Source organism: Roseateles sp. P5_E1 (assembly GCF_054049335.1).
This window is the reverse complement of the sequence record NZ_JBFUMN010000047.1, coordinates 24,803-39,667: the sequence shown is the minus strand read 5'-3', so window position 1 is coordinate 39,667 and position 14,865 is coordinate 24,803. Positions and strand designations below refer to the sequence as shown.

Sequence of the window (14,865 nt, the reverse complement as noted above, 5' to 3'; positions counted from 1 at the left end):
GCGTCACCCGTGCCTGCCGCCAGCAAGTAAGCAGGAGACCTCGATGTTTCTCTCCAACTTCAGCATCAGCAAGCCCGTCGCGACCGTCGTCATGGTCATCGGGCTGATGCTGGTGGGCCTGCTGGCGCTGTCCAAGCTCAAGGTCAACCAGTTCCCCGAGGTCGAGCCGCCGGTGCTCGTCATCAACATTCCCTATCCGGGCGCGTCGCCCGAGACGGTGGAGCGCGAGGTCGTCAACCGCATCGAGAAAGCGCTGCAGAGCATCTCCGGCGTGGACCGCTCCAACTCCACGTCGCGCGAGGGCAGCGCCACCCTCGTGCTGGTCTTCGACTTCTCGAAGAACATGATCGAGGCCGCCGATGAGGTGCGCAACGCCATCGCCTCGGTGCGCTACAAGCTGCCCACCGAAATCCGCGAACCCATCATCACGCGGGCCGACCCCGGCGCTCAGCCCATCCTGCAGCTGTCGCTGTCCAGCACGACGCTGACGCACGCCCAGCTCAGCCGCCTGGCCGAGGACAAGCTCGCCGAGCGCTTTCGCGGCATCTCAGGCGTGTCGACGGTGGGTGTCAACGGTTCGCTCAAGCGCGAGTTGTCCATCCTGCTGCACGCCGAGAAGCTGCGCGAGTTCGGCGTCTCCGTCACCGAGGTGCTGAATGCCGTGCGCGCGCAGAACACCACCGCCCCAGTCGGCAAGGTGCGTGGCGCGCTGGAAGACCAGAGCATCCGCCTGCTCGGTCGCCTCGAGTCGCCGGCCGAGTTCGAGCAGATGATCATCAAGCGCACAGGTGGCACCGGCGGCGGCACCGTCGTGCGCCTGGGCCAGGTGGCCGAGGTGCAGGACGGCTTCGCCGAGATGACCGGCTACTCGCTGCGCAACGGCCGACCCAACGTCGGCATCTCCATCACGCGCTCACGCGATGCCTCCACCGTCAGCGTGGCCAACGGCGCGCGCACGCTGCTGAAGGAAATCGAGAAGGAACTGCCCAAGGGCACGACGCTCGAGATCACCCAGGACGGCGGCAAGGATGCCGAGAACAGCCTGCACAACGTCACCGATGCGCTGGTGTTTGGCGCCGCACTGACCATCTTCGTCGTCTACGCCTTCCTGAACAGCTGGCGCTCGACGCTGATCACCGCGCTGTCCCTGCCCACGTCCGTGCTGGCCGCCTTCATCGCCGTCTGGCTGATGGGCTTCTCGCTGAACTTCATGAGCCTGCTGGGCCTGTCACTGGCCATCGGCGTGCTCATCGACGACGCCATCGTCGTGCGGGAGAACATCGTCCGCCACATGGAGCGCGGCAGCGACCGCGTCACCGCGGCGCGCGAGGGCACCGCCGAGATCGGCCTGGCCGTCGCCGCCACCACCTTCGCCATCGTCGCGGTCTTCGTGCCGGTCGCCTTCATGGGCAACGGCCCCGGCCAGTGGTTCAAGCCCTTCGCGCTGACCGTCGTGGCCTCGGTCGTCGTGTCGCTGATCATCAGCTTCACGCTCGACCCCATGCTGTCGGCCTATTGGGGCGACCCCGTGGGCTACCACGAGCAGCCCAAGAAGGGCTTCGGCAGGCTGCTTGAGCGCTTCAATCACTGGTTCGACGGCGTGGCCAACGGTTATGGCCATGTCATCGCCTGGGCGCTGCACCACCGCCGCTGGATGACGGCCTTCGCGGTCCTCAGCCTCGTCGGCGCCATCTTCCTGCAGATGACGTTCGGCGGCTCCAGCTTCCTGCCGCAGGCCGATGCCGGCTTCCTGGCCATCGAGGTGCGCAGCCCCGCCTCCAGCAGCCTCGACTATTCCAAGCTCAAGCTCGACGCAGCCGCTGCCCTGGCCTCGACGATGAAGGAGACCAAGGCGACGACCTCCTATCCCAACGCCAGCGGCGGGCGCATCTACGTCGACATTGGCAAGAGCACCGAGCGCCAGCGCTCGGCCGCCGACGTCGCCAAGGAGCTGCGCGAGAAGGTCGCCCGCCTGGTCGGTGCCGAGTACGTCGTGCTCGACGACCTGAACAACGGCGCCCAGAAGCCCGTGCAGATCCGCTTCTACGGCACCGACACGCGCCGACTGCAGCAGATCACGCAGGACTTCCAGAAGACCATGGCGGGCATCAAGGGTGCGGTCGACATCGGCTACTCCGAGCAGGACCCGCAGAACGAGCTGCAGATCGAACTCGACCGCAGCCTGGCCAACCAGATGGGCATCTCGGTCAACGACGCGGCCCAGGCACTGCGCGTGGCCTTTGCCGGCGTCGAGGCGGGCGACTGGATCGACCCGACCGGCGAGGCGCGTGACGTGGCCATCCGCCTGCACCCGAGCGACCGCGTCGACGCCGCCAATATCGAGCGCCTGCCGATCGCGGTGACCGGCACCAACCGCATGGTGCCGCTGGACCAGATCGCCACGGTCACAATGGGCAAGGGCCCGGGCCAGATCCAGCACGGCGACGGCAAGCGCACCATCACGGTCAGCGCCAATGCCCAGGGCCGCTCGTCCGGCGAGATCACCGCTGAAGCCAAGAAACTGGCCGAGAAGATCGACTTTCCGCCCGGTTTCGGCATCGAGCTGGCGGGCGCGGCACGTGACCAGCAGGTTGTTTTCACGGCCATGATCACGGCGCTGCTGTCCGGTATCGCGCTGATGTATTTTGTGCTCGTCATCCAGTTCAACAGCTTCACGGCGCCGTTCGCCGTCATGCTGTCGCTGCCGCTGAGCCTGATCGGCGTCGTGCTGGCGCTGATCCTGACGCGCGGYACGCTGAACCTGATGAGCCTGATCGGCGTCATCATGCTGATGGGCCTGGTGGCCAAGAACGCCATCCTGCTGCTGGACGCGACGCGCCAGGAGGAGAAGGCCGGCATCGATCGCGAAGAGGCGCTGATGCACGCAGGCCGCAAGCGCTTCCGTCCCATCCTGATGACGACGCTGGCGCTGATCGCCGGCATGATGCCGGTCGCCATCGGCATCGGCGAGGGCGGCGAGTTCTACCGCCCGATGGCCGTGGCCATCATCGGTGGCACCATCACGTCGACGCTGCTGACGCTGCTCATCGTACCGACCTTCTACGACAGCATCGAGCTGGCCCGTGACCATGCGCTGGCCAAGTTCCATCGCCGCGTGCCGCGGTTCACGCTGGTCGGCGCCTTCGTGCTGACGCTGATCGAAGCGGTGCTGGCGCTGGTGATGGTGCGCTTCGTGTTCCGCCTGCTCGTCAAGGCCGGTCGCTTGGTGACCGGTCGCCGCGTCGCCGTTACACCAGTCGCCCAGGGTTGAGGAGGTCGAGCGGGTCCAGGGCCCGCTTGATCGCCCGCATCAGCGCCAGGGCCGTCGGGTCCTTGCGCTGACCCAGTTCCTCGCGTTTGAGTCGGCCAATGCCGTGCTCGGCCGAGATCGAGCCGCCGCGCTGCTGCACGGCGTCGTAGACCCGTTCGTTGATCGCCGCCTCGTGCGCGGCCAAGAACTCCGCCGGTGCCACGCCGGCCGGCGCCTGCACGTTGTAGTGCAGGTTGCCGTCGCCCAGATGGCCGAAGTCGATGACCTCGATGCCGGGCAGATAAGCCGCCAGCACCGCATCCATCTCGGTGACGAAGCCAGGAACGGCCGACACCGGCAGCGAGATGTCATGCTTGATGTTCAGCCCCGCCTGGGCCTGGGCCAAGGGGATGGACTCGCGCAGATGCCAGAAGGCCTTGGCCTGCTGGATGTTCTGGGCAATGGCCGCGTCCTGCACGCAGCCGCCTTCGAGCGCGGTTTCAAGCAGACCTTCGAAGACGCTGCGTGCATGCTCGGCGCTTTCGGCGTCGGACAACTCCAGCAGCACGGTCCATGCCGCGGCCGGCAAGGGCTGGGGCAATTGCGGCAGCTCGCGCGCGACAAGGGCGAGCGAGGCGCGGTTCATCACTTCGAAGCCGGTCAGCGCATCGCCGGCGCGCTCGCGCGCYAGGCCGAGCAAGGAGACGGCATCGTCCAGCGAGGCACAGGCCGCCAGCGCGGTCAGGCGCTCCTTCGGCTGCGGATACAGCTTCATCGTCGCGGCGGTGATGACGCCCAGTGTGCCCTCGCTGCCGATGAAAAGGTCGCGCAGGTCGTAGCCGGTGTTGTCCTTGCGCAGCCCCGACAGCCCATGCCAGATCTCGCCGGCCACGGTGACAACCTCGAGGCCGAGGCAGAGTTCGCGCGCATTGCCATAACGCAGCACCTGCGTGCCTCCGGCATTCGTCGCCAGGTTGCCGCCGAGCGTGCACGAACCCTCGGCCGCCAGGCTGAGCGGAAAGAGCATTCCGGCCCCAGCCGCGGCGGTTTGGATCTCGGCCAGCACGCAGCCGGCCTCCGCCGTCAGGCTGGCGTTGGCGAGGTCGATGCCGCGCACGCGCTTCATGCGCGTCAGGCTCAGCAGGAGTTGTTGGCCGCTGTCGTCCGGCGTCGAGCCGCCCACCAGACCGGTATTGCCGCCCTGCGGCACGACCGGCACGCGGTGCTCGTGGCATAGGCGCATCACTGCCGCGACTTCCTCGGTCGATGCCGGCCGCGCGACGGCCAGGGCCTTGCCGGCATAGCGCTTGCGCCAGTCGTTCTCATAGGCCGCCAGGTCGCCACCCACCAGCAGGCCCGCCTCGCCAAGCTGTTCACGCAGCGCAGCGAGAAAGGCGTTCATGTGGCTTTGGCCGCCGCCAGTCGCTGGCGGATCTGGGCCGTGCAGGCCGTGAAGATGACGACGCCCAGCAGCACTTCACCCAGCGCCAGCCATTGCCCGAGGCCGCCTTCGCTGGTCGAGCGCACCAGGCCCTCCATCACATAGAGCCAGATGGCCAGGGCCAGCCAGCGGTAGGTGTACATGCGGTAGCGCCACAGGCCGACGGGTGCCGCCAGCAGCGGCAGCGCCTTCACGGCCAGCGTGCCGCGGCCGGTCGGCGCGAGCCACAGTTCCCAGGCCAGGCACAGCAGGATCAGCGCGACGGTGGCGGCCAGCGCCAGATTGCGCGTCAGCCGTTCGACGGCCGTGGGTTCGGTTCTTTCAAGGGCAGGGGACATAGCTGCGGCATCATAGAAGCCATGTCCTTGACGCCGATTCCGCCGATCCCGCCCGTTCCGCCCGCCGCGCCCGCCAATACCGACAACCCGGACGCGCCACTGGCCCACAACCCCATCGCCTTCGCCAGCGACTTCATCACCGAGCTGCTGGCCTGGCCCTGGCTGCAGACCCTGCACACTTTCCGCCAACGTTTCCGCGAGGAAAAGCTCGGCCTCACCGCCGGCAGCCTGACCTTCACGACGCTGATCTCGCTGGTGCCGCTGCTGACGGTGATGCTGGCCATCTTCACGGCCTTCCCGATGTTCTCCAGCTTCCAGTCCGCGCTGGAGCAGTACTTCCTGAAGAGCCTGATCCCGCCCAACATCGCCAAGCCGGTGCTGGCCTCGCTCACGCAGTTTGCGGCCAAGGCCAACAAGCTCGGTGTGGTGGGCCTGATCTTTCTCGGCATCACGGCGCTGGCCCTGATGCTGACCATCGACCGCACGCTGAATGCCATCTGGCGCGTGAAGCGCCCACGGCCCATGGCGCAGCGCGTGCTGGTCTACTGGGCCGCACTGACGCTGGGCCCGCTGCTGCTCGGCGGCAGCCTGACGCTGACAAGCTATGCCATCAGTGTCGGCCAGGGTTATTTCACAGCCATGCCGCCGAGCATGTCCACGGCGCTGGGCAGTGCCGACGTGGTGTTGTTCGGCCTGGCGATGGCCGGGCTCTTCCATTACGTGCCCAACACCCATGTGCGCTGGCGGCACGCCCTCATCGGCGGCGCCTTCGTGTCCGTGGGCTTCTCGCTGGCAAAAGGTTTGCTGGCCTGGTACGTCAAGCAGGTGCCGACCTATTCGACGCTGTATGGCGCTTTCGCGACCGTGCCCATCTTCTTGATCTGGATCTACCTGGGCTGGGTCATCGTGCTGCTGGGCGCCATCCTGGCCGCCAACACGCCCAGCCTGACAGGTCGGCTGCATCTGCGTCCCGACGCGCCCGGCCAGCCCATGGCGCTGGCACTGGAGACGCTGCGCGAGCTCTGGCGCGTGCGCGAGGCCGGCCAGCAGGGGTTGTCCCACCTGGCCCTGGCGGGCGCGCTGCGCGTGGACCCGCTGCAGCTCAGCCCCGTCATCGACAAGCTGCTGGCCCTGGACTGGATCGGCCGGCTTGAAGAGGAGGGCGCCCAGCGGCTGGTACTGCTGTGCGCGCCCGAGCGAGCGCTGGCCGAGCCTCTGCTCAGCGCCTTCCTGGCCGAGCGCCAGGGGCTGCTGACCAATCTGTGGGTGCAGGGTGAATGGTCAAAGCTGACCCTCGACCGCCTGCTGCTCACTGAGGCTGGAAGCCCCCGGCCTTGATGATCCTGGCCCAGGCCGCCGCGTAGGCGCGCTCGCGGGTGGCCAGTTGGGCCGAGGTCATCATGCCCACCGACAGGCCAAGCTCGGTGAGCCGGGCCTTCACGACGGGCTGATTGATGACGCCGGCCAGCGCATTCGAGAAGCGCTCGACGACGGCCGGCGAAGTGCCCGCGGGGGCGAAGACGCCGTAATAGGGCAGGTCCTCGAAGCCGGTGATGCCCAGCTCGGCAAAGGTCGGCACCTCGGGCAGCACGGCCTGGCGTTGTTGGCCCATGACGGCGACGATCTTTAGCTTCTTCTGCTGGTGGTTGGTGATCAGGTCGGGCACCGAGCCGACGCCGGCGCTGATTTGGTTGCCCAGCATGTCGGCAATCATCGGCGCGCTGCCGCGGTAGGGCACGGCCAGCAGGTTCAGGCCATTCTTCTCGCCGAGCAGCTTGACGAGGAACTCCGGCACCGAGGCCGGCGCCGGCACGCCCACGCTGCCCTGGCCGCCTTGCTTCTTCACCCAGGCGACGTACTCGGGCAGGCTTGAAGCCGGCGTGCCGCCCGACAGCGCCAGCGCGTTGGCGAAGGTCGCAAAGCCTGCCACCGGCACGAAGTCCCTGGCCGGGTCAAAGCCAGGGTTCTTCAGCACCAGCGGCAGGATGGAGATGGTGTGGTCGTGGCTGACGAAGAAGGTGGTGCCGTCGGGCGGCGCTACCTTCAGCGCCTGCGCCGCGATCTGGCCGCCGGCCCCGGGCTTGTTCTCGACGACGACCGGCGTGCCCAATGATGCCTGCAAGGCCTCACCAAGCAATCGCGCAATCGCGTCGGTGCCGCCTCCGGCCGGAAAGCCGACGAGGAGGCGAATGGGCTTGTCCTGCGCTTGCGCCACTAAAGGCAGGGCGGCCAGCGTGGCCAGGGTCGCGCGACGGGTGATCTGCATGCATGCCTCCTTGAGCGGAGGCTGCAGTCTACGGATGAAGGACGACCAGCAGCGCAGTCGCAGCCGACTTCGCGTTGTTGCGGATGGTGTGCGGCCCGTCCACGGCATAACGCGCCGTCTCGCCGGCCTTGAGCTTGTTGGTCATGCCCTGGGCGCTGACCTCCAGGCTGCCCGTCAGCACGCTCAGGTGCTCGCGCGAACCCGGCTCATGGGCCTGGCTGTCCAGCACGCCGCCGGGTTGGATGTTCAGCTCGTACCACTCGAACTGCCCGGCCAGCTCGATGGGGCCGAGGATGCGCAGCTTGCAAAGCCCGTCCGGGCTGGTCAGCCCTGGCGTCGCGTGGGCCGGCACGGTCTCGATGGCAGGCGTCGCGGCGCGCTCGCCGCCCAGCAACTCACCCATGTCCACGCCCAGCGCATTGGCCAGCCGCCACACCACGGCCACCGTGGGATTGGCCTGGTTGCGCTCGATCTGCGACAACATCGACTTACTCACGCCGGCCCGCTTGGAGAGATCATCCAGCGACAGGCCACGGCTGCTGCGCAGCGCCTGCAGGGCGGCGCCGACGCGGGGCGGTTCGGTGTTGTCCATGTTCATGCTTGACCTGGATAGATGATTTTCAGATACTGCACAAAAGTTCGATATATCGAACAAGTTCACTAAACCGGATTGTGCATCAGGAGCGGCGCCATGAGCCAGGCCTTCTATCAACACCTGCAGACCGAGCTGGACAGCATCCGCGCCGCCGGGCTGTTCAAGTCCGAACGCATCATCACGACGCCCCAGGGCGCCATCGTGAAGACCGCCGACGGCCGCGAAGTCATCAACTTGTGCGCCAACAACTACCTGGGCTTGTCGTCCCATCCCAAGGTCATTGAGGCCGCGCATGAGGCGTTGCGCACGCACGGCTTCGGCCTGTCGTCGGTGCGTTTCATCTGCGGCACTCAAGATGTGCACAAGGAGCTGGAGCAGCGCATCGCCCGCTTCGTCGGCTGCGAGGACGCCATCCTCTACGCCGCCGCCTTCGACGCCAACGGCGGCCTGTTCGAGCCGCTGCTGGGTGAGCAGGACGCCATCATCAGCGACGCGCTCAACCACGCTTCCATCATCGACGGCATCCGCCTGTGCAAGGCGCAGCGCTACCGCTACGAGCACAACAACCTCAACGACCTGGAGCGCTGCCTGAAGGAAGCGAAAGAGAAGGTCGCCCGTTTCACGCTGGTGTTCACCGACGGTGTGTTCTCCATGGACGGCACCATCGCCCAGCTCGACAAGATCCGCGCCCTGTGCGACCGCTACGACGCGCTGCTGGGCATCGACGAATGCCATGCGTCAGGCTTCATGGGCAAGACCGGCCGCGGCACCGCCGAGCACCGCGGCGTGTTCGGCAAGATCGACATCATCACGGGCACCTTCGGCAAGGCCCTGGGCGGCGCCAGCGGTGGCTTCACGGCCGCGCGCAAGGAAGTCGTCGAGCTGCTGCGCCAGCGCTCACGCCCCTATCTGTTCAGCAACACGCTGGCCCCCAGCATCGCCGGCGCTTCGCTGGCCGTGCTGGACCTGCTGGAGGGCTCCACGGCCCTGCGCGACAAGCTCGAAGCCAACACCGCCTGGTTCCGCGAGGCGATCCAGGCCGCCGGCTTCGAGATCAAGCCCGGCACCCACCCCATCGTGCCCATCATGGTCTACGACGCGGTGAAGGCGCAGGAGCTCAGCAAGCGCATCCTGGAGCTGGGCATCTATGCCGTCGGCTTCTTCTTCCCCGTCGTGCCCAGGGGCCAGGCGCGCATCCGCGTGCAGGTCTCGGCCGTGCATGAGCGCGAGCACCTGGAGAAGGCCGTTGCCGCCTTCACGCAGGCGGGCCGTGAGCTGGGCCTCGTCAAATGAAGATCCTCATCATTGGAGCGAACGGCCAGATCGGCACCGAGCTGGCGACCGAGCTGGCGAGGCTGCATGGCAACGAAGCCGTCGTCACCAGCGACCTCAGCCCCAAGGGCCGCGTGCCCAGCCTCCAGCACGAGGCGCTGGATGTGACCGACGCGGGGGGCCTGGCCACCGTCGTCAAGCGCCACCACATCACGCAGATCTACCACCTGGCCGCGGCGCTGTCGGCCAACGGCGAGAAGCACCCGATGTGGGCCTGGGACCTGAACATGAAGGGCCTGCTCAATGTGCTGGAGCTGGCCCGGCACGAGAAGCTGGACAAGATCTTCTGGCCCAGTTCGATCGCGGCCTTCGGCCCCAACACGCCAGCCGTCGACACGCCGCAGACGACCGTCATGGACCCGACGACGGTCTATGGCATCAGCAAGCTCGCCGGCGAACGCTGGTGCGACTGGTACCACGCCAAGCACGGCGTGGACGTGCGCAGCCTGCGCTACCCCGGCCTCATCAGCTGGAAGACGCCGCCCGGCGGCGGCACGACGGACTACGCCGTGGAGATCTTCCACTCGGCGATCAAGGACGGCCGCTACACCTGCTTCCTGAAGGAAGACCAGGCCCTGCCGATGATGTACATGCCCGATGCGCTGCGCGCCACCATCGAGCTGATGAACGCGCCGGCCGACCAGGTCAGGCAGCGCGGCAGCTACAACCTCGCCGGCGTCAGCTTCACGCCGGCAGGCATCGCCGCCTCCATCCGCCGCCGCCTGCCCGAGTTCACGATGGACTGCGTGCCCGACTTCCGCCAGGCCATTGCAGCCAGTTGGCCACAACGCATCGACGACGCAGCCGCCCAGGCCGATTGGGGCTGGAAGCTGCAGTACGACCTCGATGCCATGGTTGACGACATGCTGACTGAGCTGACGCGAGAACTACACGTTGGCTGACAGGCGGTGCCAGGTCTGGCTGGTACGCTTGCTCGTATGAGAGTCGCGTTGACTACTTTCCTGGCGCTGTCCGTGGCGACTTTGGCCCAGGCCGAGCAGCCCGAAGTCGAGAGTCCATCAGCCCGCTACCTGCTGGGGGCCGCGGTGGCCTCTCAGCCGGAATACGACGGCGCGAGTAGCCGTCGCATCAAGCTCAAGCCTTTGTGGGCATTCAAGTTCGGCCGCGTGCGCATCAGCACTTCCGGCGCGGGCAGTCTGATGGGCTTCGGGCGTGAGGAGGCGGCCGGCGGCGCCAGTACCCAGTTCATTGACACCGACAAGCTGCGCGTGGGTGTGTCACTGCGCATGGACAGCGGCCGCAGCAGCGGCGACGCCAGCACCACGCAGGGCTTGCCCGACGTCCGGCGCACGCTGAGGGCGCGCCTCTATACCAACTACAGCCTCACCAAGGACCTGACCATCGGCGCAACGCTTTCGCAGGACCTGCTCGGCCGGCAAGGCGGCACGACGCTGGGCGCGGACCTGGGCTGGCGGTTCTACCGCAGCCCGACGCTGGAGTGGACCAGCGGCTTCGGCATCTCGGCCGCCAGCGCTCGAAACCTGCGCAGCTATTTCGGCGTGCCCGAGTCGGCCGTCGCGGCCAGTGGCAAACCCGCCTACGAACCCGGTGCCGGCCTGCGCGATGTGCACGTGGGTGTCGGCTTCATCCGGCCGCTGACCAAGCATTGGCTCGTCTACGGCAATGCCGGCGCGAGCCGCCTCCTCGGTCCCGTCGCCGACAGCCCGCTGGTCGAGAAACGCACCGGCTCGTCGGTGGGCATCGGCCTGGCCTGGCGCAACTAAAGCTTCACGCGACCGCGCCAGATGTCGGCGTACATGACCCAGTCGCCGATGAAGCTGTAAAGCGGATATTTGAAGGTCGCCGGCCGGTTCTTCTCGAAGAAGAAATGCCCGACCCAGGCGAAGCCATAGCCGCACAGCAGGCCGTAAAGCAGCCACACCAGCGCGCCCGTCCTGAACAGCTGCCACAGACAGACCAGCACCAGGGTCGAACCGACGAAGTGCAGCCGGCGGCAGATGGTGTTGCCGTGCTCGCTGAGGTAGAAGGGGTAGAAGTCGGCGAAGCGAGAAAAGCGTTCGGTGCTCATGCGCTGATTCAAGCGCGGGTTGCGCCCGAGCGGCAAGCGGGGATGCCCTCGCAATAATGCGCCGATGCGCGCCATGCCCACCGAGTTGGAGGTTGTCATCCTCGGTGCGGGCATGTCCGGGCTGTGCATGGCCATCCAGCTGCAGCGCGCGGGCGTCGATGACTACCTCATCGTCGAGAAGTCTCACGGGCTGGGTGGCACCTGGTGGAGCAACCGCTACCCCGGCGCCCAGGTCGACGTGCCGGCTCCGGCCTACAGCTTCAGCTTTGCGCCCAACCCTTGTTGGACGCACCGCTTCGCCGACGCGCCCGAGATTCACCGCTACCAGCAGCGCCTGGCCGAGCAGCACGGCCTGGCGGCACGCATGCGTCTGGGCGTGGCCATCACCGAGGCGCGCTTCGACGCCGAGGCCGGCCGCTGGCAGCTGAGCCTGGACGATGGCAGCGCCTTGAGCGCGCGCTTCTTCGTCTGCAGCACCGGCCCGCTGAGCCGGCCGCGCTGGCCCGACATCCCCGATCTGGCGTCCTTCAAGGGGCAGTTGCTGCACTCGGCGCGCTGGCCGGCCGACGCGGACTTGGGAGGCAAGCGCATCGGCGTCATCGGCACGGGCTCCACGGCGTCTCAGCTTGTGCCGGCGCTGGCACCCACGGCGGCACGGCTCACGCTGTTCCAGCGCACGCCCAACTGGGTGATGCCGCGGCTGGACCGGCGCTATGGCGCACTCGACCGCTGGCTGGCCCGCTTCCCGCCCTATGCCGCGCTGGCCCGCCATGCCTGGGTGCAGTTCCTGGAGCTGGGGCGGCGCGGCTTCGACGAGGGCACGCTGGCCCGGCGCGCCATGGTGGCCACGGCCCGCGGCCATCTGCGGCGCCAGGTGCCCGACGCTGGGTTGCGCGAACGACTGACACCCCGCTATCCGTTGGGATGCAAGCGCATCATCTACTCCAACGATTACTTCCATGCGCTGGCGCTGCCGCAGTCGGAGCTGGTCACGGAGGCCATCACCGGCGTGACGGAAAGAGGCGTGCTGACCCTGGACGGCCGGGAGCACCAGTTGGACGCACTGGTCTGCGCCACCGGCTTCGACACGACGCAACTCCTGGCGGAGCTGCCCATCACAGGTCTCGACGGGCGCACGCTGGAAGAGACCTGGCGCGTCAATCCCAGCGCCTACTTCGGCCTGACGGTCCCGGGCTTTCCCAACCTCTTCCTGACACTCGGCCCCAACACCGGCACAGGCCATACCTCGACGCTGCTTTTCATCGAGCCGCAGGTCCAGCACGCGCTGGCCTGCATGCGCAGAGTCAAGCAGTCAGGCAAGCGATGGATAGACGTGCGCCCTGAAGCGTTTGCAGCCCAGGACGCCAACGTCCAGCAAAGGCTCGCCGGCTCGGTCTGGAGCCGGTGCAGTTCCTGGTACCGCAACGACAGCGGCCGCATCATCGCGATCTGGCCGGGCTTCACCGGCGAATACGCCCGGGCCGTGCGGCGGCCCGACGAAGCAGCCTACGAGCTGGGCTGAAGCGCCGCCCTCAGCGCGGCCAGCACGGTGTCCGGTGCTTCGGCCATCAGCGCGTGGCCGGCGGGCACGGTATGGATGCGCGGCTTGAGCAGGCCGCCGAGCACGGCGTTCTGCTTGGGCAACGTCATCTGGTCCAGCGTGCCGAGGATGAAATGCACCGGGCAGGCCACGCGAGCGGCCGCGGCCTCGCCGCCGGCATAGCGGTCGCAGACCTGGAAGTCGTTCTCGAACAGATTGACTTCCGTCTGGCGCCCCTGCAGCCGGCGCATCAGCGCCATCGAGCCGCCGCGCAGCCAGGCGCCCGGGCCCGGGTAGCCCGGCTTGGCGCTGGCCAGCGAATGCGAAAAGGCCGTGACCATGGCCATCGCGGCCTCGGGCTTGTCGCGCGCCGTCGTCAAAAGAGCCTCCGAGACCTTCATCGGGTAGGCCGTGCCGACCATGACGAGAGTGGACGCTCGTTCGGCCGCTTCGAGTGCGATCAGCGAGCCCATGCTGTGGCCGACGAGGGTGGCCTTTTGCACGCCGGCCGCGTCGAGCAGACGGTGCAGCCAGGAGGCGATGTCCTCGACGCTCTTCAAAGGCGTGCCAGCGCTGCGGCCATGGCCCGGCAGGTCGACGGCGAGCACGCCGTAGCCGTGGTGGGCACACCAGCGCGCCAGCAGGGTCCAGACGCTGTGGTCGTTCTGTGCGCCATGGATGAAGACGACGCAGGGCAGGGCGGGGTCTAACGCCTTGCCGCCCGTGTACGCATAGGCCTCTTGGTTGTCGACGATGAACTTCATGCCTTGCCTGCCATCTTGAGCGCGCGCTTCAGGTCGTCGATGAGGTCGGCCGGGTCTTCCAGCCCGACGGACAGGCGGATGGTGCCCGGGCCTATGCCGGCACTCCTGAGCGCCGCGTCATCCATGCGGAAGTGGGTCGTGCTGGCCGGGTGGATGACCAGGGACTTGGCGTCGCCAACGTTGGCCAGGTGGGAGAAGAGCTTGAGCGCCTCGATGAAGGCGCGGCCCTGTTCCCGCGTTCCCTTCAAGTCGAAGGAGAACACCGCGCCAGCGCCGCGTGGCATGAGCTTTCGCGCCAGCGCATGGTCGGGGTGGGAGGCCAGGCCGGGGTAGGCCACCTTCTCGACGAGGTCGTGTGCCTGCAGGAACTCGGCCACCGCCTGCGCATTGGCCACATGCCGGGCCATGCGCAGCGGCAACGTCTCCAGTCCTTGCAGCATCAGCCAGGCCGTGTGCGGGCTCATGCAGGCGCCGAAGTCGCGCAGCCCCTCCCGGCGGGCGCGCAGCAGGAAGGCGCCGACGGTGCTTTCCTCAGCGAACACCATGCCGTGGAAGCCGTCATACGGTTCACACAAGGTCTCGAATCGGCCATGGCGGTCGTGCGCGGCCTGCCAGTCGAAGGAGCCCGCGTCCACCAGCACGCCGCCAACCACCGTGCCGTGGCCGCAGAGGAATTTGGTGGCCGAGTGGTAGACGAGATCGGCGCCCAGCTCGGCCGGGCGCTGCAGATAGGGCGTCGTGAAGGTGGCGTCCACCAGCAGAGGCAGGCCGGCCTCGTGCGCCAGTGCCGACACGGCCGGGATGTCCAGCACGTCCAGCCCCGGATTGCCCAGGCTCTCGCCAAACAGCAGCCGCGTCTCGGGCCGGATGGCTGCGCGCCAGGCGTCCAGGTCGCGTGGGTTGACGAAGGTCGTCTCGATGCCGAAACGACGCAACGTGTAGTGCAGCAGGTTGTGGCTGCCACCATACAGCGCCGTGCTGGCGACGATGTGGCCGCCGGCGCCCATCAGCGTGCAGATGGCCAGGTGCAGGGCCGCCTGGCCGCTGGCCGTCGCGATCGCGCCGATGCCGCCGTCCAGCGCCGCCATGCGCTCCTCGAAAACCGCCGTCGTCGGGTTGGAGAGCCGGCTGTAGACGTGCCCCGAACGCTCCATGTTGAACAGCGACGCCGCGTGCTCGCTGTTCTCGAAGACGAAGGAGGTGCTGAGGTGCAGCGGCGTCGCCCGCGCGCCGGTGCCCGGATCGGGCGTGGCGCCGGCATGCAAAGCTAGGGTGTCGAAGCCCGGCAT

The 14,865-nt window shown here is 67.7% G+C and carries 13 protein-coding genes; 6 read left to right on the top strand and 7 right to left on the bottom strand.

Going from position 1 to position 14,865, the window contains the following annotated elements:
* Positions 1 to 43 precede the first annotated feature (43 nt).
* Complete coding sequence (locus tag ACXJKJ_RS24055; RefSeq protein WP_457393120.1) at positions 44 to 3,271, top strand: efflux RND transporter permease subunit; 3,228 nt, start codon at positions 44 to 46, stop codon at positions 3,269 to 3,271.
* Here ACXJKJ_RS24055 and ACXJKJ_RS24050 read toward each other — a convergent pair.
* Both ACXJKJ_RS24050 and ACXJKJ_RS24045 read right to left on the bottom strand, forming a co-directional pair.
* The gene (locus tag ACXJKJ_RS24050; RefSeq protein ID WP_457393117.1) at positions 3,249 to 4,652 is read right to left on the bottom strand and encodes an FAD-binding oxidoreductase; all 1,404 of its coding nucleotides are present in this window, start codon (positions 4,650 to 4,652) and stop codon (positions 3,249 to 3,251) included. The two genes, ACXJKJ_RS24055 and ACXJKJ_RS24050, sit on opposite strands and share 23 nt — an antisense overlap.
* The gene (locus tag ACXJKJ_RS24045; RefSeq protein ID WP_457393114.1) at positions 4,649 to 5,029 is read right to left on the bottom strand and encodes a DUF2069 domain-containing protein; all 381 of its coding nucleotides are present in this window, start codon (positions 5,027 to 5,029) and stop codon (positions 4,649 to 4,651) included. Before ACXJKJ_RS24045 ends, ACXJKJ_RS24050 begins: the two co-directional genes overlap by 4 nt.
* A gap of 21 nt (positions 5,030 to 5,050) precedes the next feature.
* On the opposite strand from ACXJKJ_RS24045, the gene ACXJKJ_RS24040 reads away from it, so the two are divergent.
* Entirely contained in the window at positions 5,051 to 6,367 is a 1,317-nt protein-coding gene (locus ACXJKJ_RS24040; RefSeq protein ID WP_082567980.1) for a YihY family inner membrane protein, read from the top strand.
* Here the strand turns inward: ACXJKJ_RS24040 and ACXJKJ_RS24035 are convergent.
* Both ACXJKJ_RS24035 and ACXJKJ_RS24030 read right to left on the bottom strand, forming a co-directional pair.
* Positions 6,339 to 7,295: a Bug family tripartite tricarboxylate transporter substrate binding protein gene (locus tag ACXJKJ_RS24035; RefSeq protein WP_057299597.1), complete on the bottom strand. Its 957-nt coding sequence runs from the start codon at positions 7,293 to 7,295 to the stop codon at positions 6,339 to 6,341. The genes ACXJKJ_RS24040 and ACXJKJ_RS24035 overlap by 29 nt on opposite strands.
* A gap of 28 nt (positions 7,296 to 7,323) precedes the next feature.
* Positions 7,324 to 7,887, bottom strand: a complete 564-nt coding sequence (locus ACXJKJ_RS24030; protein WP_457393111.1) for a helix-turn-helix domain-containing protein — start codon at positions 7,885 to 7,887, stop codon at positions 7,324 to 7,326.
* 99 nt (positions 7,888 to 7,986) lie between these two features.
* Between ACXJKJ_RS24030 and kbl the strand changes: the two genes are divergently transcribed.
* The 3 genes from kbl to ACXJKJ_RS24015 are packed head-to-tail and all read left to right on the top strand — an operon-like array spanning position 7,987 to position 10,967.
* A complete protein-coding gene (gene kbl, locus ACXJKJ_RS24025; RefSeq protein WP_457393108.1) occupies positions 7,987 to 9,183 on the top strand; it encodes a glycine C-acetyltransferase in 1,197 nt (398 codons plus the stop codon).
* Complete coding sequence (locus ACXJKJ_RS24020) at positions 9,180 to 10,124, top strand: NAD-dependent epimerase/dehydratase family protein (protein WP_457393105.1); 945 nt, start codon at positions 9,180 to 9,182, stop codon at positions 10,122 to 10,124. Before kbl ends, ACXJKJ_RS24020 begins: the two co-directional genes overlap by 4 nt.
* Positions 10,125 to 10,172: 48 nt before the next feature.
* Positions 10,173 to 10,967 carry a MipA/OmpV family protein gene (locus ACXJKJ_RS24015; protein ID WP_457393102.1) on the top strand — a complete coding sequence of 265 codons (795 nt, stop codon included), beginning with the start codon at positions 10,173 to 10,175 and terminating at the stop codon, positions 10,965 to 10,967.
* Here ACXJKJ_RS24015 and ACXJKJ_RS24010 read toward each other — a convergent pair.
* Positions 10,964 to 11,272, bottom strand: coding sequence for an Mpo1-like protein (locus ACXJKJ_RS24010; RefSeq protein WP_057299593.1), 309 nt, complete (start codon positions 11,270 to 11,272; stop codon positions 10,964 to 10,966). The genes ACXJKJ_RS24015 and ACXJKJ_RS24010 overlap by 4 nt on opposite strands.
* Positions 11,273 to 11,336: 64 nt before the next feature.
* Here ACXJKJ_RS24010 and ACXJKJ_RS24005 point away from each other — a divergent pair, with 64 nt between their 5' ends.
* On the top strand, positions 11,337 to 12,794 hold the full coding sequence (locus ACXJKJ_RS24005) for a flavin-containing monooxygenase (protein ID WP_457393099.1): 1,458 nt from the start codon (positions 11,337 to 11,339) through the stop codon (positions 12,792 to 12,794).
* On the opposite strand, the gene ACXJKJ_RS24000 is transcribed toward ACXJKJ_RS24005, so the two are convergent.
* Both ACXJKJ_RS24000 and ACXJKJ_RS23995 read right to left on the bottom strand, forming a co-directional pair.
* Positions 12,779 to 13,576 carry an alpha/beta fold hydrolase gene (locus ACXJKJ_RS24000; RefSeq protein WP_457393096.1) on the bottom strand — a complete coding sequence of 266 codons (798 nt, stop codon included), beginning with the start codon at positions 13,574 to 13,576 and terminating at the stop codon, positions 12,779 to 12,781. The two genes, ACXJKJ_RS24005 and ACXJKJ_RS24000, sit on opposite strands and share 16 nt — an antisense overlap.
* A complete protein-coding gene (locus tag ACXJKJ_RS23995; protein WP_056196962.1) occupies positions 13,573 to 14,865 on the bottom strand; it encodes an O-acetylhomoserine aminocarboxypropyltransferase in 1,293 nt (430 codons plus the stop codon). The genes ACXJKJ_RS24000 and ACXJKJ_RS23995 overlap by 4 nt, the downstream gene beginning before the upstream one ends.

Excerpts from the sequence above, each read along its gene's own strand:
- ACXJKJ_RS23995 (WP_056196962.1), bottom strand. The coding sequence starts at position 14,865 with ATGCCGGGCTTCGACACCCTAGCTTTGCATGCCGGCGCCACGCCCGAT.
- ACXJKJ_RS24010 (WP_057299593.1), bottom strand. The coding sequence starts at position 11,272 with ATGAGCACCGAACGCTTTTCTCGCTTCGCCGACTTCTACCCCTTCTAC.
- ACXJKJ_RS24035 (WP_057299597.1), bottom strand. The coding sequence starts at position 7,295 with ATGCAGATCACCCGTCGCGCGACCCTGGCCACGCTGGCCGCCCTGCCT.
- ACXJKJ_RS24020 (WP_457393105.1), top strand. The coding sequence starts at position 9,180 with ATGAAGATCCTCATCATTGGAGCGAACGGCCAGATCGGCACCGAGCTG.
- ACXJKJ_RS24005 (WP_457393099.1), top strand. The coding sequence starts at position 11,337 with ATGCGCGCCATGCCCACCGAGTTGGAGGTTGTCATCCTCGGTGCGGGC.
- ACXJKJ_RS24040 (WP_082567980.1), top strand. The coding sequence starts at position 5,051 with ATGTCCTTGACGCCGATTCCGCCGATCCCGCCCGTTCCGCCCGCCGCG.
- ACXJKJ_RS24030 (WP_457393111.1), bottom strand. The coding sequence starts at position 7,887 with ATGGACAACACCGAACCGCCCCGCGTCGGCGCCGCCCTGCAGGCGCTG.
- ACXJKJ_RS24000 (WP_457393096.1), bottom strand. The coding sequence starts at position 13,576 with ATGAAGTTCATCGTCGACAACCAAGAGGCCTATGCGTACACGGGCGGC.
- kbl (WP_457393108.1), top strand. The coding sequence starts at position 7,987 with ATGAGCCAGGCCTTCTATCAACACCTGCAGACCGAGCTGGACAGCATC.
- ACXJKJ_RS24045 (WP_457393114.1), bottom strand. The coding sequence starts at position 5,029 with ATGTCCCCTGCCCTTGAAAGAACCGAACCCACGGCCGTCGAACGGCTG.